The sequence below is a fragment of the Paenibacillus medicaginis genome, from assembly GCF_042138635.1.
Classification (GTDB): Bacteria; Bacillota; Bacilli; order Paenibacillales; family Paenibacillaceae; genus Paenibacillus; species Paenibacillus medicaginis.
The window spans coordinates 1-18,009 of record NZ_JBHIRY010000052.1 but is presented as its reverse complement, the minus strand read 5'-3'; the positions used below and the strand labels follow the sequence as shown (position 1 = coordinate 18,009).

The 18,009-nt window shown below is 42.0% G+C and carries 10 protein-coding genes; 8 read left to right on the top strand and 2 right to left on the bottom strand.

The features are described from left to right. Positions 1-265 precede the first annotated feature (265 nt). The 3 genes from ACE5LO_RS26670 to ACE5LO_RS26660 all read left to right on the top strand — a co-directional run bounded on the left by ACE5LO_RS26670 (position 266) and on the right by ACE5LO_RS26660 (position 5,581). Entirely contained in the window at positions 266-1,756 is a 1,491-nt protein-coding gene (locus tag ACE5LO_RS26670; protein WP_375522947.1) for an aminotransferase-like domain-containing protein, read from the top strand. Positions 1,757-1,924: 168 nt separating this feature from the next. Continuing rightward, on the top strand, positions 1,925-3,199 hold the full coding sequence (locus tag ACE5LO_RS26665; protein ID WP_375522948.1) for an oligosaccharide MFS transporter: 1,275 nt from the start codon (positions 1,925-1,927) through the stop codon (positions 3,197-3,199). Positions 3,200-3,265: 66 nt separating this feature from the next. Then, positions 3,266-5,581: a beta-galactosidase gene (locus ACE5LO_RS26660; RefSeq protein WP_375522946.1), complete on the top strand. Its 2,316-nt coding sequence runs from the start codon at positions 3,266-3,268 to the stop codon at positions 5,579-5,581. A 55-nt stretch (positions 5,582-5,636) separates the two neighbouring features. Here ACE5LO_RS26660 and ACE5LO_RS26655 read toward each other — a convergent pair whose 3' ends face one another. Then, complete coding sequence (locus tag ACE5LO_RS26655) at positions 5,637-6,527, bottom strand: AraC family transcriptional regulator (protein WP_375522945.1); 891 nt, start codon at positions 6,525-6,527, stop codon at positions 5,637-5,639. 181 nt (positions 6,528-6,708) lie between these two features. Between ACE5LO_RS26655 and ACE5LO_RS26650 the strand changes: the two genes are divergently transcribed. Beyond that, positions 6,709-10,065 carry a DUF5107 domain-containing protein gene (locus ACE5LO_RS26650; protein WP_375522944.1) on the top strand — a complete coding sequence of 1,119 codons (3,357 nt, stop codon included), beginning with the start codon at positions 6,709-6,711 and terminating at the stop codon, positions 10,063-10,065. 128 nt (positions 10,066-10,193) lie between these two features. Here the strand turns inward: ACE5LO_RS26650 and ACE5LO_RS26645 are convergent, their stop codons facing one another. Continuing rightward, positions 10,194-11,087, bottom strand: coding sequence for a ketopantoate reductase family protein (locus tag ACE5LO_RS26645; RefSeq protein WP_375522943.1), 894 nt, complete (start codon positions 11,085-11,087; stop codon positions 10,194-10,196). 160 nt (positions 11,088-11,247) lie between these two features. On the opposite strand from ACE5LO_RS26645, the gene ACE5LO_RS26640 reads away from it, so the two are divergent. From ACE5LO_RS26640 to ACE5LO_RS26625, 4 genes are all read left to right on the top strand, one after another. Beyond that, positions 11,248-11,862 carry a TetR/AcrR family transcriptional regulator gene (locus tag ACE5LO_RS26640; RefSeq protein ID WP_375522942.1) on the top strand — a complete coding sequence of 205 codons (615 nt, stop codon included), beginning with the start codon at positions 11,248-11,250 and terminating at the stop codon, positions 11,860-11,862. Between the two features lie 894 nt (positions 11,863-12,756). After that, the gene (gene tnpA, locus ACE5LO_RS26635) at positions 12,757-13,194 is read left to right on the top strand and encodes an IS200/IS605 family transposase (RefSeq protein WP_375522941.1); all 438 of its coding nucleotides are present in this window, start codon (positions 12,757-12,759) and stop codon (positions 13,192-13,194) included. Positions 13,195-13,941: 747 nt separating this feature from the next. Next, a complete protein-coding gene (locus tag ACE5LO_RS26630) occupies positions 13,942-17,466 on the top strand; it encodes a hypothetical protein (protein ID WP_375522940.1) in 3,525 nt (1,174 codons plus the stop codon). Beyond that, positions 17,447-17,896, top strand: coding sequence for a response regulator (locus tag ACE5LO_RS26625; RefSeq protein ID WP_375522939.1), 450 nt, complete (start codon positions 17,447-17,449; stop codon positions 17,894-17,896). Before ACE5LO_RS26630 ends, ACE5LO_RS26625 begins: the two co-directional genes overlap by 20 nt. Positions 17,897-18,009: the final 113 nt, after the last annotated feature.

Genomic DNA, 18,009 nt, shown 5'->3' with positions numbered 1-18,009 from the left:
TGCCGCATCGAACGCTTGTGGAGATCCAGTCAGACCTTTCCTACAGAGAGGCAGCGATCGTCGAAACAAGAAGCCCCAGCCTCTTCAGGCGGTGGGAGCATTCACACTTAAACCAGCTGATTACCTTTCTTGAGATGATGTTATAATGATCAAAACACGGATATAACTAAATGTGGAGGAACCATCGTAGGATGAAAAATCCAATACGGTGGTTCTTTTTTTCTCTTAACTCCTATGACATCATTATAGCTGGGGGCGATGAAGGATGTTTCAGGATTTCATACTCGTCGATGACCGTCCGGTCACGATACAAGTGAAAGAATACGTCAAACGTTTAATTATAAAAGGGGCGCTGCAGGCGGACCAGAAGCTGCCCTCCACACGGGAAATGAGCGGTCTGCTCAAGGTGAGCCGTAATACAGTGATTGCAGCCTATGAAGGCCTGGAGGATGACGGATTTGCGTATACGATTCCAGGCAAGGGCAGCTATGTGGCCGCTATGGTGGGCCATTTGGCTGCAAATAACGGGGGGGCTGACGGCTCCACCGCCTGGCAGATCGACTGGAAGGCAAGAATGAACGAGTATGCTGTATCAGCTGTAGAGCTGGATATGATGAAGCAGGGCATTCGCGCCAAAAAGGGAATCATCTCGTTCACAAGCATCGCTCCGGATGAGCAGCTGTTTGATCTGGGCGATATAAGGCGAGCCTTTCTGGACCGAATGGCTATCGAAGGGCAGGTGCTGCTCAACTATGGGTACGCCAAGGGCTACAAGCCGCTGCTCAATCACCTGATGCGTTATATGGAGAATAAGGGTGTCGATATCTGCGGCAAGGATATGCTGATTACAAGCGGATTTACAGAAGGCTTTGACATGGTGCTGTCGGCACTTCGCCCTTCTGCGCGCCGCGGAGCGGTCATTTGTGAAAATCCGACCCATCATACAGCGCTCAAAAATTTGAAGCTGCAAGGATTTGAGATTACCGGTATTCCGATGGAGCGTGACGGTATGAATGTGGAGCTGCTTGAGGCGGTGCTGCAGAAGCAGCCAAACCACTTCGATCTGGCCTATTTGACTCCTTCCTATCACAATCCTACAGGCATCGTTATGTCGCCGGCGAAGCGCAGCGCCGTGATGAAACTGCTGATGCGTTATCAGATTCCGGTGATTGAAGATGGATTCAATGAGGAACTGCGCTACTCGGGAGCGCATGTTGCGCCATTAATATCGACAGCAGGGAAGGGGAACGGAGTCATCTATATTGGCAGCCTCTCCAAAGTGCTGTTCCCTGGCTTGCGGGTGGGCTGGGTGCTTGGAGACCGGGCGCTGATTGACCATCTGGAGAGCATTAAGCGTGCCCGCACCATTCATACATCAACCATCGATCAATCAATATTGTATCAATATTTGCTCAATGGAAATTTCGATAAATATGTAAAAAAAGCACGTATGGAATATAAGCGCAAATATGAGCTTACGAAGGCATGCTGTAAAGCATATCTTCCCGAGGCACAACTGTCTGGCGACGGAGGCCTGCATTTATTTCTTACATTCCCGTCAGGCGTAAATACATACCGGCTGCTGGAAGCTTGCACAGAACAGGGCGTTATTTTTACACCTGGAGACAAGTTTTTTATTCAAGAAGGCGAAGGGACGAACACAATGCGGCTTGGTTTTTCACGAGTAACGGATGAAAATATCGAGCGGGGTATTCAGATCATCGGCCAACAGGCGCGCAGGTTTCTTGAAACATAACGATCCGAAAATAATCCATTATAAACCGTTTTCAGTGAATTTAAAACCGCTCTATGAAAGCGTATTATCGGATAATAACATAACGCAAGGAGTGATTGAATGGGCTATAACGTGGGGCGTGCGTAGCCTCTTTTTGAAAACAAGATAATGGGGGAGTAGCGTATGAAAATGTCGGTTACCAGACATAATTATTGGTCTTTGAGCATTTTTAATTTTGCCTACCTGTTTACCTGGTCGGCAGCCATGTCGTTTTTTGTGATATGGTTGAGTCAAAACCTCGGGATTTCTGGCACCAAAACCGGACTTCTTTATTCAGCCAACTCCATTGTAGCCCTTGTGTTACAGCCGGTGTTCGGTTACCTGTCGGATAAGCTTGGTTTAAGAAAGCATTTGCTGTATGTACTGTTCCTGATTCTGTTGCTGGTAGGGCCTTTCTTTATTTATGTTTATGGGCCTCTATTGCAGAGCCATTTTGTGATCGGAGCGATTGTTGGGGCACTCTTTATTGGTCTCGTCTTTAACGCAGGCAATGGTGTCGTGGACTCCTACATGGATAAAGTGTCCCGCAAATATGACTTTGAGTATGGCAGGGTACGGATGTGGGGCTCCCTTGGCTGGGCGGCTGCTACGTTTGTAGCCGGAAGAGTCATTAACATCGATGTTCATTTGACATTCTGGATTGCATCGCTTTCGGCTCTGGTTGCGCTGATCTGTGTGATCTTAACGAAGGTTGAAATATCCGATCAGGAGCTGCAGCGAACCGATTCACTCCGCCTTACCGATGTGTCTCAGCTTATTCGTACCACAAAGTTCTGGTTCTTGATGCTTTTTATGGTAGGTGTCGCTCAAATCTATGAGGTGTACGATCAGCAGTTCGCAACCTACTTTGTAGCTCAGTTCAGTACAGAAGCTGAAGGCAATCAGTTCTTCGGCGATCTGGGAGCGATACAGGTCTTTTTTGAATTCGTTTTCTTATTTGTAACGCCTTGGTTCGTCAACAAAACCACCGCCAAATGGGCATTGATTATTGCTGGAGCCATCATGTCCTTCCGGATTATAGGCTCATCCATTCCGCTGGGTCCGGTATGGATTGCGGTGATGAAAATGATTCACTCGCTGGAGAAGCCCATTATTTTGGTGGCCATTTTTAAATATATCGCCATTAATTTCGATCAACGGCTGTCTTCAACGATGTATTTGCTGTATCTCTTTATGGGCTCCCTCGTTGTATCTGTTTTCTCGCCTATCGTTGGCAGGTTGTATGAGGTGCTGGATTTCCCGACGACCTATATCATCCTGGGGGGCATTGCCGGATTCTTCACCCTGTTATCCTGTTTCACCTTGACAGCTGACAAAAATAATGGAGAACGTTATTGGTCTCAGCTGGGAAAGACCAGTACGGCAAAAAAACAAATGGATGAACCAAACTTATCAAATATTTGATTGTGATGATCCGATATGAAACGTGAAAATTTGTAAACGCTATTATTTTTTACGAGGAGGATTACTATGAAGGAACTGCTGCATCAAAATAAAATTGTCTATAAACTTGACCAGAAAGACAAGGAAATTCGCCAGGGTAAGCTTTCAGGCCAGGGTGGAGAAAATCCGCAGGGAGAAGCATTTGATTTTACGAACTATTACATGACCCATAATGGCCAACCTTTCATTCCGGTAGTAGGCGAGTTTCACTTTTCGAGATTTGCTTATCTGCAGTGGGAAGAGGAACTGCTCAAAATGAAGGCTGGCGGGGTTAATATCATCGCAACATATGTATTTTGGAATTTCCATGAGGAAGAAGAAGGTGTATTCAATTGGTCGGGAAATCTGAATTTACGTCACTTTGTTGATCTGTGTTCCAAGCATGATTTGCCGCTAATTATACGGATCGGTCCATTCTGTCATGGAGAGGTGCGTAACGGAGGGCTGCCGGATTGGATTTTTAATTATCCTTTTGAGGTCAGATCCAACGACGAGGGTTACTTGCATTTGGCTACAAGACTGTACCGGGAAATTGCACGTCAGTTAAAAGGCTGCTACTTCCAGGAGGGTGGCCCCATTATCGCCGTTCAGCTGGAGAATGAATACATGCACTGCGGTGCGGCGCTTGATGCATGGGGGTATAAAAGTGGTAAATATATCACAATTGGCCGTGATGGCAAGGAGCATTTGGCTGAGCTGCGGCGCATTGCCGAGGAAGCTGGCATTCAGCCATTATTCTTTACGGTAACAGCATGGGGAGGAGCAGCTGTGCCAGAGGAGGGGACACTGCCTATGCTGGCAGGATATGCTTATACACCCTGGATTCCGAATCAGCCGCCGAGCAGAGAATATCTTTTTCGTGATCTGCACCTGTGCCCTGCAGAGCCTGTTGACTATGATACGCTGGACTATCCTGCAGCTTATTGTGAATTGGCGGGTGGAATGCAGGTAAGCTATAACGCACGTCCTTATGTTCCCGCCTCCAGTGTGGAAGCCATGACGGTTGTGAAGCTGGCAAATGGCAGCAACCTTGTTGGTTATTATATGTATCACGGCGGGTCAAATCCGATCGGTAGAAAAACGTTTATGAATGAACAAGCCTTGCCCAAGATCACGTATGATTATCAATCACCGCTCGGTGAATTCGGACGCATTGGCGAATCGTATGACCGCATTCGCAGTATTGCCATGTTTCTGGATGCTTTTGGCGAGAGGCTGGCTCCAATGGGATGTGTCATACCTGAGGGGCAGCAGGAACTGGCACCGGAAAACACTGAAGAGCTTCGTTGGTCGGTTCGTCAGCGAGAAGGACGGGGATTTGTGTTTCTTAATAATTTTCAAGATCATATTCCAATGCCAGAACGCGAAGTAAGCTTGGTATTAGAAACGGCAAAAGGGCTGGTACGCTTTCCAGCAGAAGGAACATTTAAGCTTGGCAGTGGAACGGCGGCTATTTTCCCCTTTAACCTTAACATTTATGGCATAGAGATCATTAGCGCGACCGTGCAGCCGCTGACGCTGCTGGAGCATGAACATACGGCGGTTTTTTATGCTCATGAAGGAGTTGCTCCCGAGTATGTGATCGCAAAGGCAACATGCTCCAAGTTAACCGCTGCAGGCGCAACTGTTGTTGAAGGGGAGGAGCAGTGGGTCATTCGTCCGCTGGCCGGACGTGAACATGAGGTACAGCTCATCCATCAGAACGGACAGGTTGTTCGACTGCTTACTCTGACCCGTAAGGAAGCATTGCAGGCGTATCGTTTGAATCTGTGGGGTCAGGAGAGACTCGTTATTAGCAGTGCCCACCTTTATGAGCAAAAGGGACAGTTAATTTGTACATCGGAAGGGAACGGTCAAATGAAGGTTTCATTGTTCCCTGCGCCGGATCATGTTTCTGCTTCGTCCTATGCCGACATATCCAACATGGTAGAAGGCGTATTCTCCACGTATAACTTAAAGGTTGAAGAAATGAATGTGCCAATGGAGATCCATTACCCGACAGAACAGACTGCGGTTCTTCAACTTTCGGGAGAGTGGCCACAACAGGTGGAAGACATCTTTTTGCATATCGACTATGAGGGAGACGTGGCAGCCGCTTTTATCCGTAATGTGATGTTGACGGACCATATTCAGTATGGACACACATGGAACATTGGATTGAAGAATTCCAGACTGGATCTATTGAAAGATACGCTGAACCTTTCGATCACACCCGTTCGTAAAGGCACGACTCAAGGATATGTAAACCAGGCATACATTGAGCGTTTTGAAGGCACTGAGATCGGCAAATTTGAGCATATTCGGGCTGTTCCCCACTATCGGGCTGTACTGTACAAAAAATAAGAGAGCCGCTAACTCTATTGTTGAAACAGCCCCGATTGGGGCTGTTTTTGTACCGTCATCCTTTTGGGGTATTGCGGTATTGAGTAGGGGAGCAGCCCATGAGCTTTTTGAACAGTCGCGAGAAGTAGTAAGGGTCGGATATACCGAATATGCTGCATATTTCTTTTATGCTAAGATCTGTCAAGGTAAGCATCTGACCTGCGCGCTGCATCTTCATACGGAGGTAGAATTCCACGGGAGGACAACCGGTTTCCTTTTTAAACAAATAGGTCAAATGCTGTCTGGACAAACCGGTATGATGGGCTAATTCGGGCAGTGTCAAGGAACCTGCCAGCCGGTCGGTCATGTATCGAATAGCCTGCTCCAAGTAACGCTCTCCTTTTTGGTTTTGGACCGAGCTGCCTGTGCTTAGCCCGACGCTGCTCAGCAGGTGCCGGATGGTCTGTGATACATGGATCTGAGCCGGCATGGAGTAAGGCTTGTCTGACAGAAGAGAATAACACTGCTCAAAATCCTCCAGCCATTTCGTATGCATGGCAATAGGAAGCAGCAGCTGGTTGGCATCCAGTCCATAAATTTGGATGAGCTGTGCCGCATGTTCTCCGCGCAAATGCATCCAATAGATGGTCCAAGGGTTATCGCTAGAAGCGCCATAACGATGCGGTGTCCCTGCGGGTATGACCACCAGCTGCCGGGGCTCAATGTTCATCTGCTTGTCACCACTAGTTTCAAGCCAGCCTTCGCCTTGCACGCAATAAATAAGAATATGCGCATCGCAGCCTTCGCTGCGTTCCCGATAATGAAACATTGCGCTTGGAAAACAGCCGATATCGCTGACATACAAGACATTTGTTAAATCGCTTGCCGTAAGATCTTCGAGCATGTATTCAGGCTGGATAAACAGCTTCTGTGATTCAAAGCCGTCTTTCTTGCGGGTCTCTGCCATCGTCAGTAAATCCTCCATTCATTATAAATATGGGTTATCGATATATTGTTGTTGAAACATTTGATTTAACCTTATATTTCTAGTGAATAAGAATATCATCTATCAAGAGGCGAGTTTCGTCAATTGGATTTGTGGTCTGTCAGCAGTAAATTAAAGATAAGTTGCAAAAGGAGGAGAGCACATGAGTAACCAACAAGCAGCGGCAGCCGCTGACCCGGCAGTGCGAGTATGGGAAGAGAATGTCGAAATCCCGACTTATGGAACCGGAGAGCCGGATAAAAACCCGATGTTCCTGGAGAAACGCGTTTATCAAGGCAGTTCGGGACGTGTCTATCCACACCCTGTCATTGATAAAATTCTGGATGATAAAGAAATGAAGACCTATCAAATGCTGGTGCTCGAAAACGAGTATGTCCGCATTGAAATCATGCCGCAAATTGGTGGCCGAGTATACAGGGCACTCGATAAAACAAACAATTACGATTTTGTGTACTACAACCGGGTTATCAAGCCAGCGCTGGTAGGGCTTGCCGGACCATGGATTTCCGGAGGCATCGAGTTCAACTGGCCGCAGCATCACCGGCCGAACACCTATGGTCCTGTTGAGCACCTCTTTACTCAAAACGAAAATGGAAGCGCAACCGTATGGGTCAGTGAAATCGACCGGATGTACGGAACCAAAGTAACGACCGGTTTTACACTGTATCCCGGGAAAGCCTACCTGGAAATTTCCGCCCAGCTTTATAACCGTACTCCAGAGCCACAAACGTTTCTCTGGTGGGCGAACCCGGCTGTTGCGGTGAACGATCATACACAATCGGTGTTTCCGCCGGACGTCACTGCTGTGTTTGATCACGGGAAAAGAGATGTATCCCGCTTTCCTATAGCTACCGGTACTTACTACAAAATGGACTATTCCGAAGGCGTCGATATTTCCCGATACAAGAACATCCCGGTGCCGACCTCTTACATGGCCTACAAGTCAGACTATAACTTTGTTGGCGGTTATGACCACGGCGTTCAAGCCGGCTTGCTCCATGTGGCGAACCACTATGTGTCACCAGGAAAAAAGCAGTGGACTTGGGGTAACGGGCAATTCGGACAGGCGTGGGACCGCAACCTGACCGATGAGGACGGACCTTATATCGAGCTGATGACAGGCGTTTTTACAGATAATCAACCTGACTTTACGTGGCTGCAGCCCTATGAAGAGAAATCGTTCAAGCAATATTTTATGCCTTATAAAAATATTGGGGTTGTCAAGAACGCCTCCATTGATGCCGCCGTTAATCTTGAAGTCGATGAACATGCCCGTACAGCAGTCGTAATGGCTTATGCTACTTCAGTCTTTGAAGATGCGGTTGTTGAGCTGAAGGGCAAGAATCGATCTTACGTGCACGAGAAGATAACACTGTCTCCTGTATCCACATACAAGACGGTCGTTAGTCTGGATGAGGAGGATCAGCCGCACAATCTACAGGTTATGGTATACGACCCGAAGGGGCGGCCACTAATTACGTATCGTCCTGCCAAACCGTCCATAGAGCAAGTACCGGATGCGGCGAAGCCGCTGCCTTTGCCGGAAGAGCTGAAGACCAATGAGCAGTTGTATCTGGCCGGACAACATCTTGAACAATACCGCCATGCCACGTTTGAACCTGAGGCTTATTATCTGGAAGGACTAAAGCGGGACAGCACCGATATACGAATCAATCTCGCATACGGAACGCTGTTGCTGCGTAGAGGACAGTTTGCTGATGCAGAAGCCTATTTCCGTACAGCCGTCAAATCCCTGACTTGGAGAAACCCGAATCCTTATGACAGTGAAGCCTATTACCAGCTCGGGGTTGCCCTAAAGCTGCAAAATAAAGAAAAAGAAGCATTCGCCGCTTTCTATAAGTCTGTGTGGTCAGCAGCCTGGCAGGACAGTGGATATTTCTCCCTGGCACAGATTGCGACAGGTCAAGGTGCATACGACGAAGCACTGGAACTGATCGAACGATCTTTGATCCGTAACATCCGTAATTATAAAGCCAGACACTTGAAAACTGTACTGCTGCGCAAACTGGGGCGCCAGGCCGAAGCGCTTGCTTTTGCCGACGAGACTTTGCGCCTGGACGTTGCGGATTTCGGCGCGACTTATGAGCGCATCCTTGTTTTATTGAACCTGGGCAGAAAAGAAGAGGCTGATGCATCTCTGGAGGACATATTACGTTTGATGCGTAACGATGTTCATAACTACATGAATCTGGCCTCGGATTATGCGGAAAGCGGTCTATATACAGAGGCAGGCATTGTGCTGGAGCAGGCGATTGCTCGCCAAGCCGCTAGCGTGTACCCGATGCTGCATTATGCACTCGCTTACGCATACAAGCAAGAAGGCCGAAGCGAAGAAGCCGCTGAGCAGCGTAAGGCGGGAAGTGCCGCATCATCGGATTACTGCTTTCCGAACAGCCTGTTTGAGCTGCAGATTCTGACAAAGACCCTGGCGCTCTGTCCAACGGATGATCGAGCACATTATTACCTTGGCAATTTGCTTTACGACAAGAAGCGCTCGGATGAAGCTATCAAGCATTGGGAGGCATCGGCGGCACTGAATGACCGTTATGCAACCGTGCATCGCAACCTCGCCCTGGCATATTTCAATAAACGAAATAACCCTGAGGCAGCACGGCTGTCTCTGGAGCAGGCTTTTTCATGCAATATTACCGATGCGAGGGTATTTTACGAACTGGATCAACTGTATAAAAAAATCGGTATGTCCAGCAAGGATCGATTAGGTCGTTTGGAGCAGCACAAAGAGCTTGTGGAGAAGCGGGATGACCTGTTTATTGAATACATCACTTTGCTTAATCTGCTGGGAAGGCATGAGGAAGCGCTGGAAGCCCTGCTAAATCGACAGTTCCATCCGTGGGAAGGCGGAGAAGGGAAGGTAACCGGTCAATATGTGCTTACACTGGTGGAACTGGGTAAACGTGCATTGAATCAGGGAAGCGCGGAGGAGGCGCTTGCTCGGTTGAACCGTGCATTACAATATCCGGAGAACCTGGGCGAAGGCAAACTTGAAGGGGCACAGGAAAACAACACTCATTATTATCTTGGCAACGCCTACAAATTGCTTGGCCAAAAGGAAGCAGCAGAGCATCACTGGTCGGTTGCATCGCAAGGGCTGGAGGAGCCTGCCAGCGCCATGTATTATAACGATCAGCCGCCAGATATGATCTTTTATCAAGGCAAGGCAAGGCTTCAACTGGGCAATGTGAAGGAGGCGCAGCGCAGGTTCAATAAACTGATCGACTATGCGGAAAAGCATCTTTTCGATGAGGTGAAAATCGATTATTTCGCCGTTTCGTTGCCGGATTTCCTCGTGTTCGAGGATGATTTGAACAAGCGCAATCGGGTTCACTGTTTGTATATGATGGGACTCGGACTGCTGGGCCTGGATCGAATCCCGGAAGCAAAGGAAAGATTGAATGAGGTGTTGAGCCTGGAGCCGAATCATCAGGGGGCTCGCATTCACAAGGCATTACTCCAGTAATTATAGGGGACATCATTTGTAAACCAATCCGCAAATGAAACAGCGGCGGCCAGGACTTGTAATATTAAAGTCTTGGATCGCCGCTTTTTTTATTATGTTTGTCATCCTTTGTGGCGCCGATGGTGATGTTATCGTCGAACAGATAGCTTTTTATGGAACACCTCATCCAGTAACAGAATTTCTGCTTTTTGGCTGACAGCATGGTTTCCAAGCTTAACATCAATGATAAAGTCATTGCTCAGCATTTGGCGGTACCGGGAGATGATCTCTTTTTCCGGCAATTGTCCCATTGACTTCGTTTCGGGCGGAATTACCGGGATTCCGGCTTGCTCTACCAGGTGGAGATTTTGTTTAATATCTGCGGCGATCTTGCTTAGCGTGCTTTCACTTCTGGCTGTCTCCAGATCCGCCATACCGTCATTCGTATAGAAATGCTTGTTAACTATAGCGAGCGCAGTATGCGAAACATGGAATGCTTGAATGTTTTTTTGTATTTCGTAATGCAAACCCGCTGATTCAAAGATTTTGGCAAGCTCTTTCACTCTTGCGGTCATTTGTCCATTGATTTCACCAAAAATGGTTCCCTGGTGTTTCGCGGAACCGAATTGGGCGTATAGAACATGTTCTTTGATGTCTCCACCCGCTCCCGGGAATCCGGGAAGTAAGCGATCACCCACCATTTCAAGCCAGGATTCATATCCAACGGTATTGGTCAAGGTGACAATGGTTTTGCTTTGATTATGCTTGATCGCAGACAGGGCAGATTCGGCCTGATCATAACGTACGGGAACAAAGATGAAATCATAAATGTCGTCGTTTTCGAGCTTTTCGATCGTCTTGATCGAAATTTGCTTTATCGTTCCATTATCATTGTATCGCAGTCCGCTTCTTTTCAGCTCGTCCAGCCTCTTTCCGCGGGCCAGTAAGGTAACGTCCAATCCGGACTGTGCAAATCGGAGTGCGTATACACTGCCAATCACCCCGGCGCCAAAGATCAAAAGTCTATTTTGTTTGGTATTCATTATGATCCTTCCTTTCAGCTAATCCGTCACAGATTGTCTAAGCAACATCTGTCTGATAAGATAATAAAACGGCATGATTATCATTTCAACCAGCAGAGTAAGTAAGAAGTGGCATAGACAACAAATTTGGATATTTGATGTTTAAGAGGGGGATTTAGATATGGTAAATCAGGAAGATCCAAGGGTTTTGCGCACACGGCAGTTAATTCGGGAAGCATTCAGAGGATTGTTGCGGAATAAAAAATTTGATGCCATAACCATGAAAGATATCGCACAGAGAGCTACCATTAACCGATCTACCTTATATACCCATTATGAAGATAAATATGCTTTGCTGGAAGAAATAACAGAACAGGTGTTTCATAAGATGATTCCTGAACAAGTGTTGAATGCGCAGGAGTTTACAGATGAAATATGTGAGCAGTTGATCTTGCTGACACATCGCTACTTCGTCACCTTTTATCAGATATGCAGAATGGAGTCCAAATCTATTGATACGCTTGTGGATGAAAAGGTAAGGAAGATGTTGCAGCAAATCATTGAAAGCATATTTATAAAAGGGAATCACCATCATATAGCAGACGGCCACCATACAAAGATCATTTCGGCCATGACAGGCTCAGCGATCTATAGCGCTGCGCATTATTGGTTTATGGTAGGGGAAAATGATCGAACCGATTTACTTGTGGACATTGCTCGTCCCTATGTCACGAACGCCCTGAGGCAGTATTGCAATGGAGATGAATATTTAAACGACCCGTCGATGCGTCCTTAGTTTAATGCTTACTCAGTCTAATATTCACGGCGACACCCTTCCATTCATTGTTTAGCAAAGGGGAAAATCGTATAATTTTGATAGGAATCTGGAAGCTTCAATTCCGCAAACTGCTCTCTAATGAAGATCTATTTGGTTCTGAGCTGCTCAATTTTGAATATTTGCTTAGTGGCGTAAGCAAGCATATTAAATTCTGTTCCTTTGGAGCGGTTTTTCTTTTTCGTTAGGGAAGATCGTTCATAAAATTGTTCGTTTTCTTGTTGATAGGAGGTTTGATCATATTGTACTTTTTTACCGACCATGCTATCCAGCGTTGTAAAGAGCAGAACTTAAACAGGTTCACAATACTCAACGAACTTAAAAAGCTCCCTCCACTAAAAGGACGAAACAGATGGATTACTAAGTATGGTCACACGGTTATACTTGAAACAAAAGACAATGATGACACTGCGATCATCAACGTGATTGCTTTGAAGAAGTACATTCAATCCAAAAGAACGATTCGAAAAGGCAGAAATACATTTTAAATCCGATGTTCTCTCAGTCGGATTTATTTTTTTGCTATTACTGCTCTTCTGGAGACGAGTAGTTAACTTTTTTTCATCAGGCTTCCCGTTTTCGAAACAGTCATCGACTTATCCTGCCGCTCCCGTGCTTCGCGTTTTTCATATTGGATATCCGATTACCACTTTTTCAAAAATTATTCAATACTAATCTTTACGAGCGTAAGGGTTGGGAAGCCCGACTTCTCGAAGGTACAAACCGCCTTCGTTTCCGCAGGGACCCAAACCTTTATTTAATTTCCAAATGCGAGGTCTAACTCCACCGTCTTTAGACGGTATCCGCTTTTAGCCTTAAATGATCTGGACATACTTTTCCGTAAGAGGTGAAAGTATGGAAGGATATCAGAAAAGCAGCCATGCGATCTATGATCTCAAGTATCACGTCATTTGGGTAACGAAATACAGATACAAGGTACTCAAAGGTGCATTGGCCGTGAGAACCCGAGAATTGATCCGACAGGGATGTGAAGCAAGAGGAATCGGGATCTTACAGGGAAGTGTGGGAAAAGAGCATATCCATTTGTTGTTGTCCTGTCCCCCAAGTCTGGCGCCGAGTAAAATGGTGCAGTACCTAAAAGGTCGGTCATCCCGATTGCTGCAGGAAGAATTTCCTGAGTTGAAGAAGAAATATTGGGGACAACACTTGTGGGCACGGGGATATTTTTGTGCAACGGTGGGGAGCGTGACGGAAGAAATGATACGGAACTATATTGCGAATCAATTCACAGAAGAAAAGGACGAAATCTTCAAGATTGAGGACGAGTATTAGTCGGAGTTGCAGTACGCTTGAGCGTAGGAGCTTTCAGAAGAACTTCAGTCTTACGAAACGACTTTAGTCGTCGACATTTATGTCAAAATCCACCTGCTTTGAGCAGGTGGTCGTTTAAGTCGTCTCGAAAACCGTGTTTGTTAATTGAGCAGGCGTAGAAAAAAAATACCGTTACAAACTAGAACAGTATTATCGTATCCTATACACAGGGGATGTTAGGCCCTTGGTATTGCTCAAGTACCTTTTTTGTTCCATATGTACCTGAGAATATGCTATAGTGTAAGAAATAAAGCAGATTTATGCAGAATTTAGTAGAGTATTGGGCTGGGGTATTCCTTAGGTCTTGGGTCTATAGTCCTTTGTTATTGATTGAGATATTTCGATGAGGTGAAAGCGAGTGGCAAGAACGTATTATGCAGAAGGCAGACAAGTTGCTTGTGTATTGAAAGGGTTATTTAGTATAGTCGGACTTACTATATTTTAAAATACCTTGTCTACACTGGGGATACCTTTTTGGTGTCTTAATTGGCTCTATGATTCTTGGAGAAATTTTTGAATTGATGTGGACGAAAGGACGACAGAAAAAGAAAGGTAAAAGTTTGTCGGCTCAAACGTAGACTGGATAATATTGAAAATAGCAGAACTACTATCACTGATTTCCGCGTGCGCAAGGTAGATTCGAAAATAGCAAGTAAAAAAGTTGATAAATGCATAGGGTAAAAGAAATAATTAAGGAGAAATGAGATTATGAGTAATCGGGTTACAAGGAAATATAAAGATTTAATATTCAAACAAAAAAGAAAGCCAATTGATGCTTTTACCACTTTAAAAAATAACGAGAGTCTTGTTGATATACGTGATCTACTTCTCGAGTTTGACAAGATAAAGATTTATAATTCATATTTATTTGGGAAATCACTTCCGACCTCATATGCTGAATTGGGGGAATCTAGAAGTTTATATTTTGTGAAATCTTTTGAGAAACAATTAAACTGGCTAACTCTCAATATTGAAAGATTTAGCAAAGAAATAAATCAGTTTTTAATATTAAAAGTTAAATTTGAAAAATACTTTTTACTGGGTGATTACGATAAGGCTACTGAAATAATAGAAATGATCAATAAAAAAATATGCTATTCATTGTGGTCGATAGAAAATCGTTTAATTATTGGGGAGCATCAGGGCGGGCTTGAAAAAAATAAAGAGATATTAAGTGAAATAAATAGTGAAAATAAGAATAAAATTGTAGCAATTTTTTCTGATTTTTTGAGTCGAAGAATAGAAAAAAATGTTTCCGTTCAGAAATATATAGAGACGTTAGATAAATATTTAGAAAAGGTAACAGGTAGTAACGAAGCTCTAATTGAATACTTTAATTTTAAACTAAATTTCTTTAATTACGGTGAATTTAATTTTTTTTCAGAGATTATGCACACCGATACTATATTATCAATTATAGATAGATATATAAGTTTTATTAGTATATGTCAAATTATTCTTGGAGATGATAGGTTTTCTTGTTATCATGAGCTAGTTTTGCAAAATGTATTAATATTAAAATCTTCTATAACTGATGTTCAATTAGATAGATTAATCCTTTTTAAGATACCTCAGCGAATAAGGGATCATGACAGTAATGGCAAACAACTTGAGCCTGAATTCTTAAGTATATTAGACAAATATACTTTAGGTGACCATGAGGAGGCACTTATAGAGTCAGCGAACTTTATTCTTCAACATCCTAATTCACTTCAAGTCTATGAAATTTATTTAAAGTCATTTATTAATTTAGGAAATCCAAAAGAGAAGTTATTAAAAACAGAAAAAGAATCAATATTTACTGAAATTATAAGCCATATGTACAATGTTTATATGAAAAATGAAAAAACAAATGAATCGATAAATTATCTTAAAAAAATTAATTGCGTATTAGGAACTAATTCTATAAATAAGATGTTGTTCTCTTTTTTGAGGGATTCTATTAGTTATTCAAATTCTAAACAAACGGCTTTTATGTTCCAAATAAATTCTCACTTTATTAGCCCTAAATTTTCGGAAGTTTATAATAATATAGAAGATTCTCTTAATTTCATGGAAAATATAGGTGAGTATTATCTTAATAGTATATCTGTTCAGTTTTTCCTAAATTACTATAGACAGTTGTCTACTGAAAAAGATGTAGATGATTTAACAATCGTACCGCTTATGAGAGCTAAAAGATATAGAGCGGGAATTAATGTGAAAAAAGGAAATTACTCTAAAGCTATCGAGATATATGAAGAATTAATTAATAAAAGAGATCTCTCTGAAGGTTATTTATATGAGACTATAGCGTTAAACCTTTATAGCTGCTATCTTGAAGATAATTTATTAGACAAAGCATTGGATCTTGCTATCGGGAATTATTTGAATAATAAGTATTTAATAATACGATTTGATCTTAATAAATTATTGGTTTCTTTAGAAAATAATAAGGAATTTGAGGATTTAAACACAGAAATATGTCTGGTAATACTTAATTTCGTATTATTTAGTATTCATGATACTAAGGGTCAGCGTAAAATTTATTCCAGTTATGCAACTTTTCTTAGAGCAAATGGATTTGAAAAACCGACTGATATTAAAGAAACCACAAGTGTCTACGATAAAAGAGAATTAATATTTTTTTTACAAAATGTTTGTGTAACGATGATAATGGATTCATCCTATTATTTTGATAGTCCTGAGGAGATAGATAATGAAAGAATTAGTATATGTCAGTGGTTATGCGAATTAGACCCGGAAAATAAAGATATTTATATGAATGAAATGAGTGCTATAACTAAAAACTCCATGGTTCTTAAAAGAATTCAAGAGGTAGAAGAAAGCAAAATATATGTTGATACCGATGGAATCCAAAAATCTATAGATCAATCGTTTAAAGAAAGTTTTGATCGTTATAGACAGTTTGTTTCCTTTAACAAAGAGGAACTATTAAAAATGAAAATAATGGATTTATTCATCGAAAATGGAATTGTTGATTTGGAGCAGATAGTAATTTATGAAACAGGAGAACCGTTATCTCGTTTTTCGAAAAATTATAAGTTTTTAGCCTATAAAGAGTTATTCGTAGATTTAAGAGATTTATTTATCTCAAGTAATGAGTATGGATTAGACAGTTATTTAAGTACAAGAATAAGGCATGGAACTATACTTTCTCAATTAAGAAGTGTTTTCAAAACGGAAAATTTAGTAACTGAAAAAGATAAAATAACTGGATTCTATATTAACAATGATTACTGGTATAAAAGGATAGGCTTTAAACAACAGGAATTGAATGAATTATTTAATGATTTTTCTGAAAATATTGACAAAATTATTTTAAGAGTCCCCTCTGAATGGATACAAATCAAAACTGAAGATAGAAATCCCAACGGCCTATTTAATTTTATTTTCACTGATTTAGAAGTTTATACTATTTACCAAAAAAACAAGGAGATAAATGATTATCAGGATTTAATGAAGGCAACTTTTTCTGATTTGTGGACAAGGACTGATAAAAATTTGTCGAATATAAAAACTGTTCTTTCCTCGGTATTGCAAGAAGATTTAATTTCTGAAATTAATGAACTGGAGGTTAATTTAAAGTCGTTGTTCGAAGATAATTCTAATAATGAGCGTATTTACGATCTGTATAGATCTATTGCAACATGTAGAACGAATATACAAACTGAGATAAGGAATGTTTGTAAGTGGTTTAACTTGCCTGAAGATAAGGCGTTAAAAGATTTTAAAATAGATGAATTAATTGATACGTGCATTGAAATTCTAAAAAAATTGTATCCTAACAACGATTTGAAGTATTTAATTAAAACCAATATTGATAAGCATTTTAACGGATTTAGTTTTCCTTACTTTGTAGATATTTTTCTAATCCTTCTTGACAATATTGTCAAACATTCATCCCGTAAAGTATTAGAGCAAAATGTAAATATTTGCGTTGAAGAGGGAGAGGAACTTAAAATTTGCATCACCAATAACATTAGTGATGATGTAGAAGAACAAAATTCAATATTAGAGAAAATAGAAGATATTCAAAGCAAATTGAAAGAAAGTAATTTAAATAATATTAAAAGTGAGGGGGGAAGTGGATTCTTTAAAATTAAAAAAATCATTAATTATGATCTTAGAACAATTGGAACATTAAATTTATATGTTGAGAATAACTACTTTTGTGTTGGCATTAGCCTTCAAACTGAAAGGATTCTAGTGAATGAATATTCTTATAATTGAGGACGATGAGAATAAAATTAAACAAGTTACTGAATATTTAAGCTATTCTCTTCAATTTAAACATTCAATAATAATTAGGAAATCGTACCAAAGTGGGATAAAAGAAATTATGAAAAAAGAGTACAATTTTATAATTTTAGATATGAGTCTACCCACATTTGACATAATACCTGGAGGAAATGGTGGACGATTTAGGTCTTATGCAGGAGTAGATATTTTAGATGAAATAAAACGTAATCGTCTAACTAGCAAGTCGGTGGTTCTAACGCAATTTGATGTTTTTGGAGAGGGAGAAAATAAAACAACTTTAACAGAACTAATAAATATTTTAGAGGAAAGTTACCCAGATAACTATTTAGGAACAGTTTACTATAATGCCTCTCAATCTAATTGGAAAGAGGAGCTCAGAAGATTTATTAATAACCTTTAATTTCTACCTACTACTGTTTTTGTACAGGACTAAATTGCTATATAAGTTCAACTAAAGAAATTCAGCGAGAACAGAATCATCTTCCAGACGCAGACAGAGGCGGTCAATGATTT

What these genes read in the sequence shown, in the direction of transcription:
- ACE5LO_RS26670 (WP_375522947.1), top strand. Translation starts at nt 266, where the DNA reads ATGTTTCAGGATTTCATACTCGTCGATGACCGTCCGGTCACGATACAA.
- ACE5LO_RS26665 (WP_375522948.1), top strand. Translation starts at nt 1,925, where the DNA reads ATGTCGGTTACCAGACATAATTATTGGTCTTTGAGCATTTTTAATTTT.
- ACE5LO_RS26660 (WP_375522946.1), top strand. Translation starts at nt 3,266, where the DNA reads ATGAAGGAACTGCTGCATCAAAATAAAATTGTCTATAAACTTGACCAG.
- ACE5LO_RS26655 (WP_375522945.1), bottom strand. Translation starts at nt 6,527, where the DNA reads ATGGCAGAGACCCGCAAGAAAGACGGCTTTGAATCACAGAAGCTGTTT.
- ACE5LO_RS26650 (WP_375522944.1), top strand. Translation starts at nt 6,709, where the DNA reads ATGAGTAACCAACAAGCAGCGGCAGCCGCTGACCCGGCAGTGCGAGTA.
- ACE5LO_RS26645 (WP_375522943.1), bottom strand. Translation starts at nt 11,087, where the DNA reads ATGAATACCAAACAAAATAGACTTTTGATCTTTGGCGCCGGGGTGATT.
- ACE5LO_RS26640 (WP_375522942.1), top strand. Translation starts at nt 11,248, where the DNA reads ATGGTAAATCAGGAAGATCCAAGGGTTTTGCGCACACGGCAGTTAATT.
- tnpA (WP_375522941.1), top strand. Translation starts at nt 12,757, where the DNA reads ATGGAAGGATATCAGAAAAGCAGCCATGCGATCTATGATCTCAAGTAT.
- ACE5LO_RS26630 (WP_375522940.1), top strand. Translation starts at nt 13,942, where the DNA reads ATGAGTAATCGGGTTACAAGGAAATATAAAGATTTAATATTCAAACAA.
- ACE5LO_RS26625 (WP_375522939.1), top strand. Translation starts at nt 17,447, where the DNA reads ATGAATATTCTTATAATTGAGGACGATGAGAATAAAATTAAACAAGTT.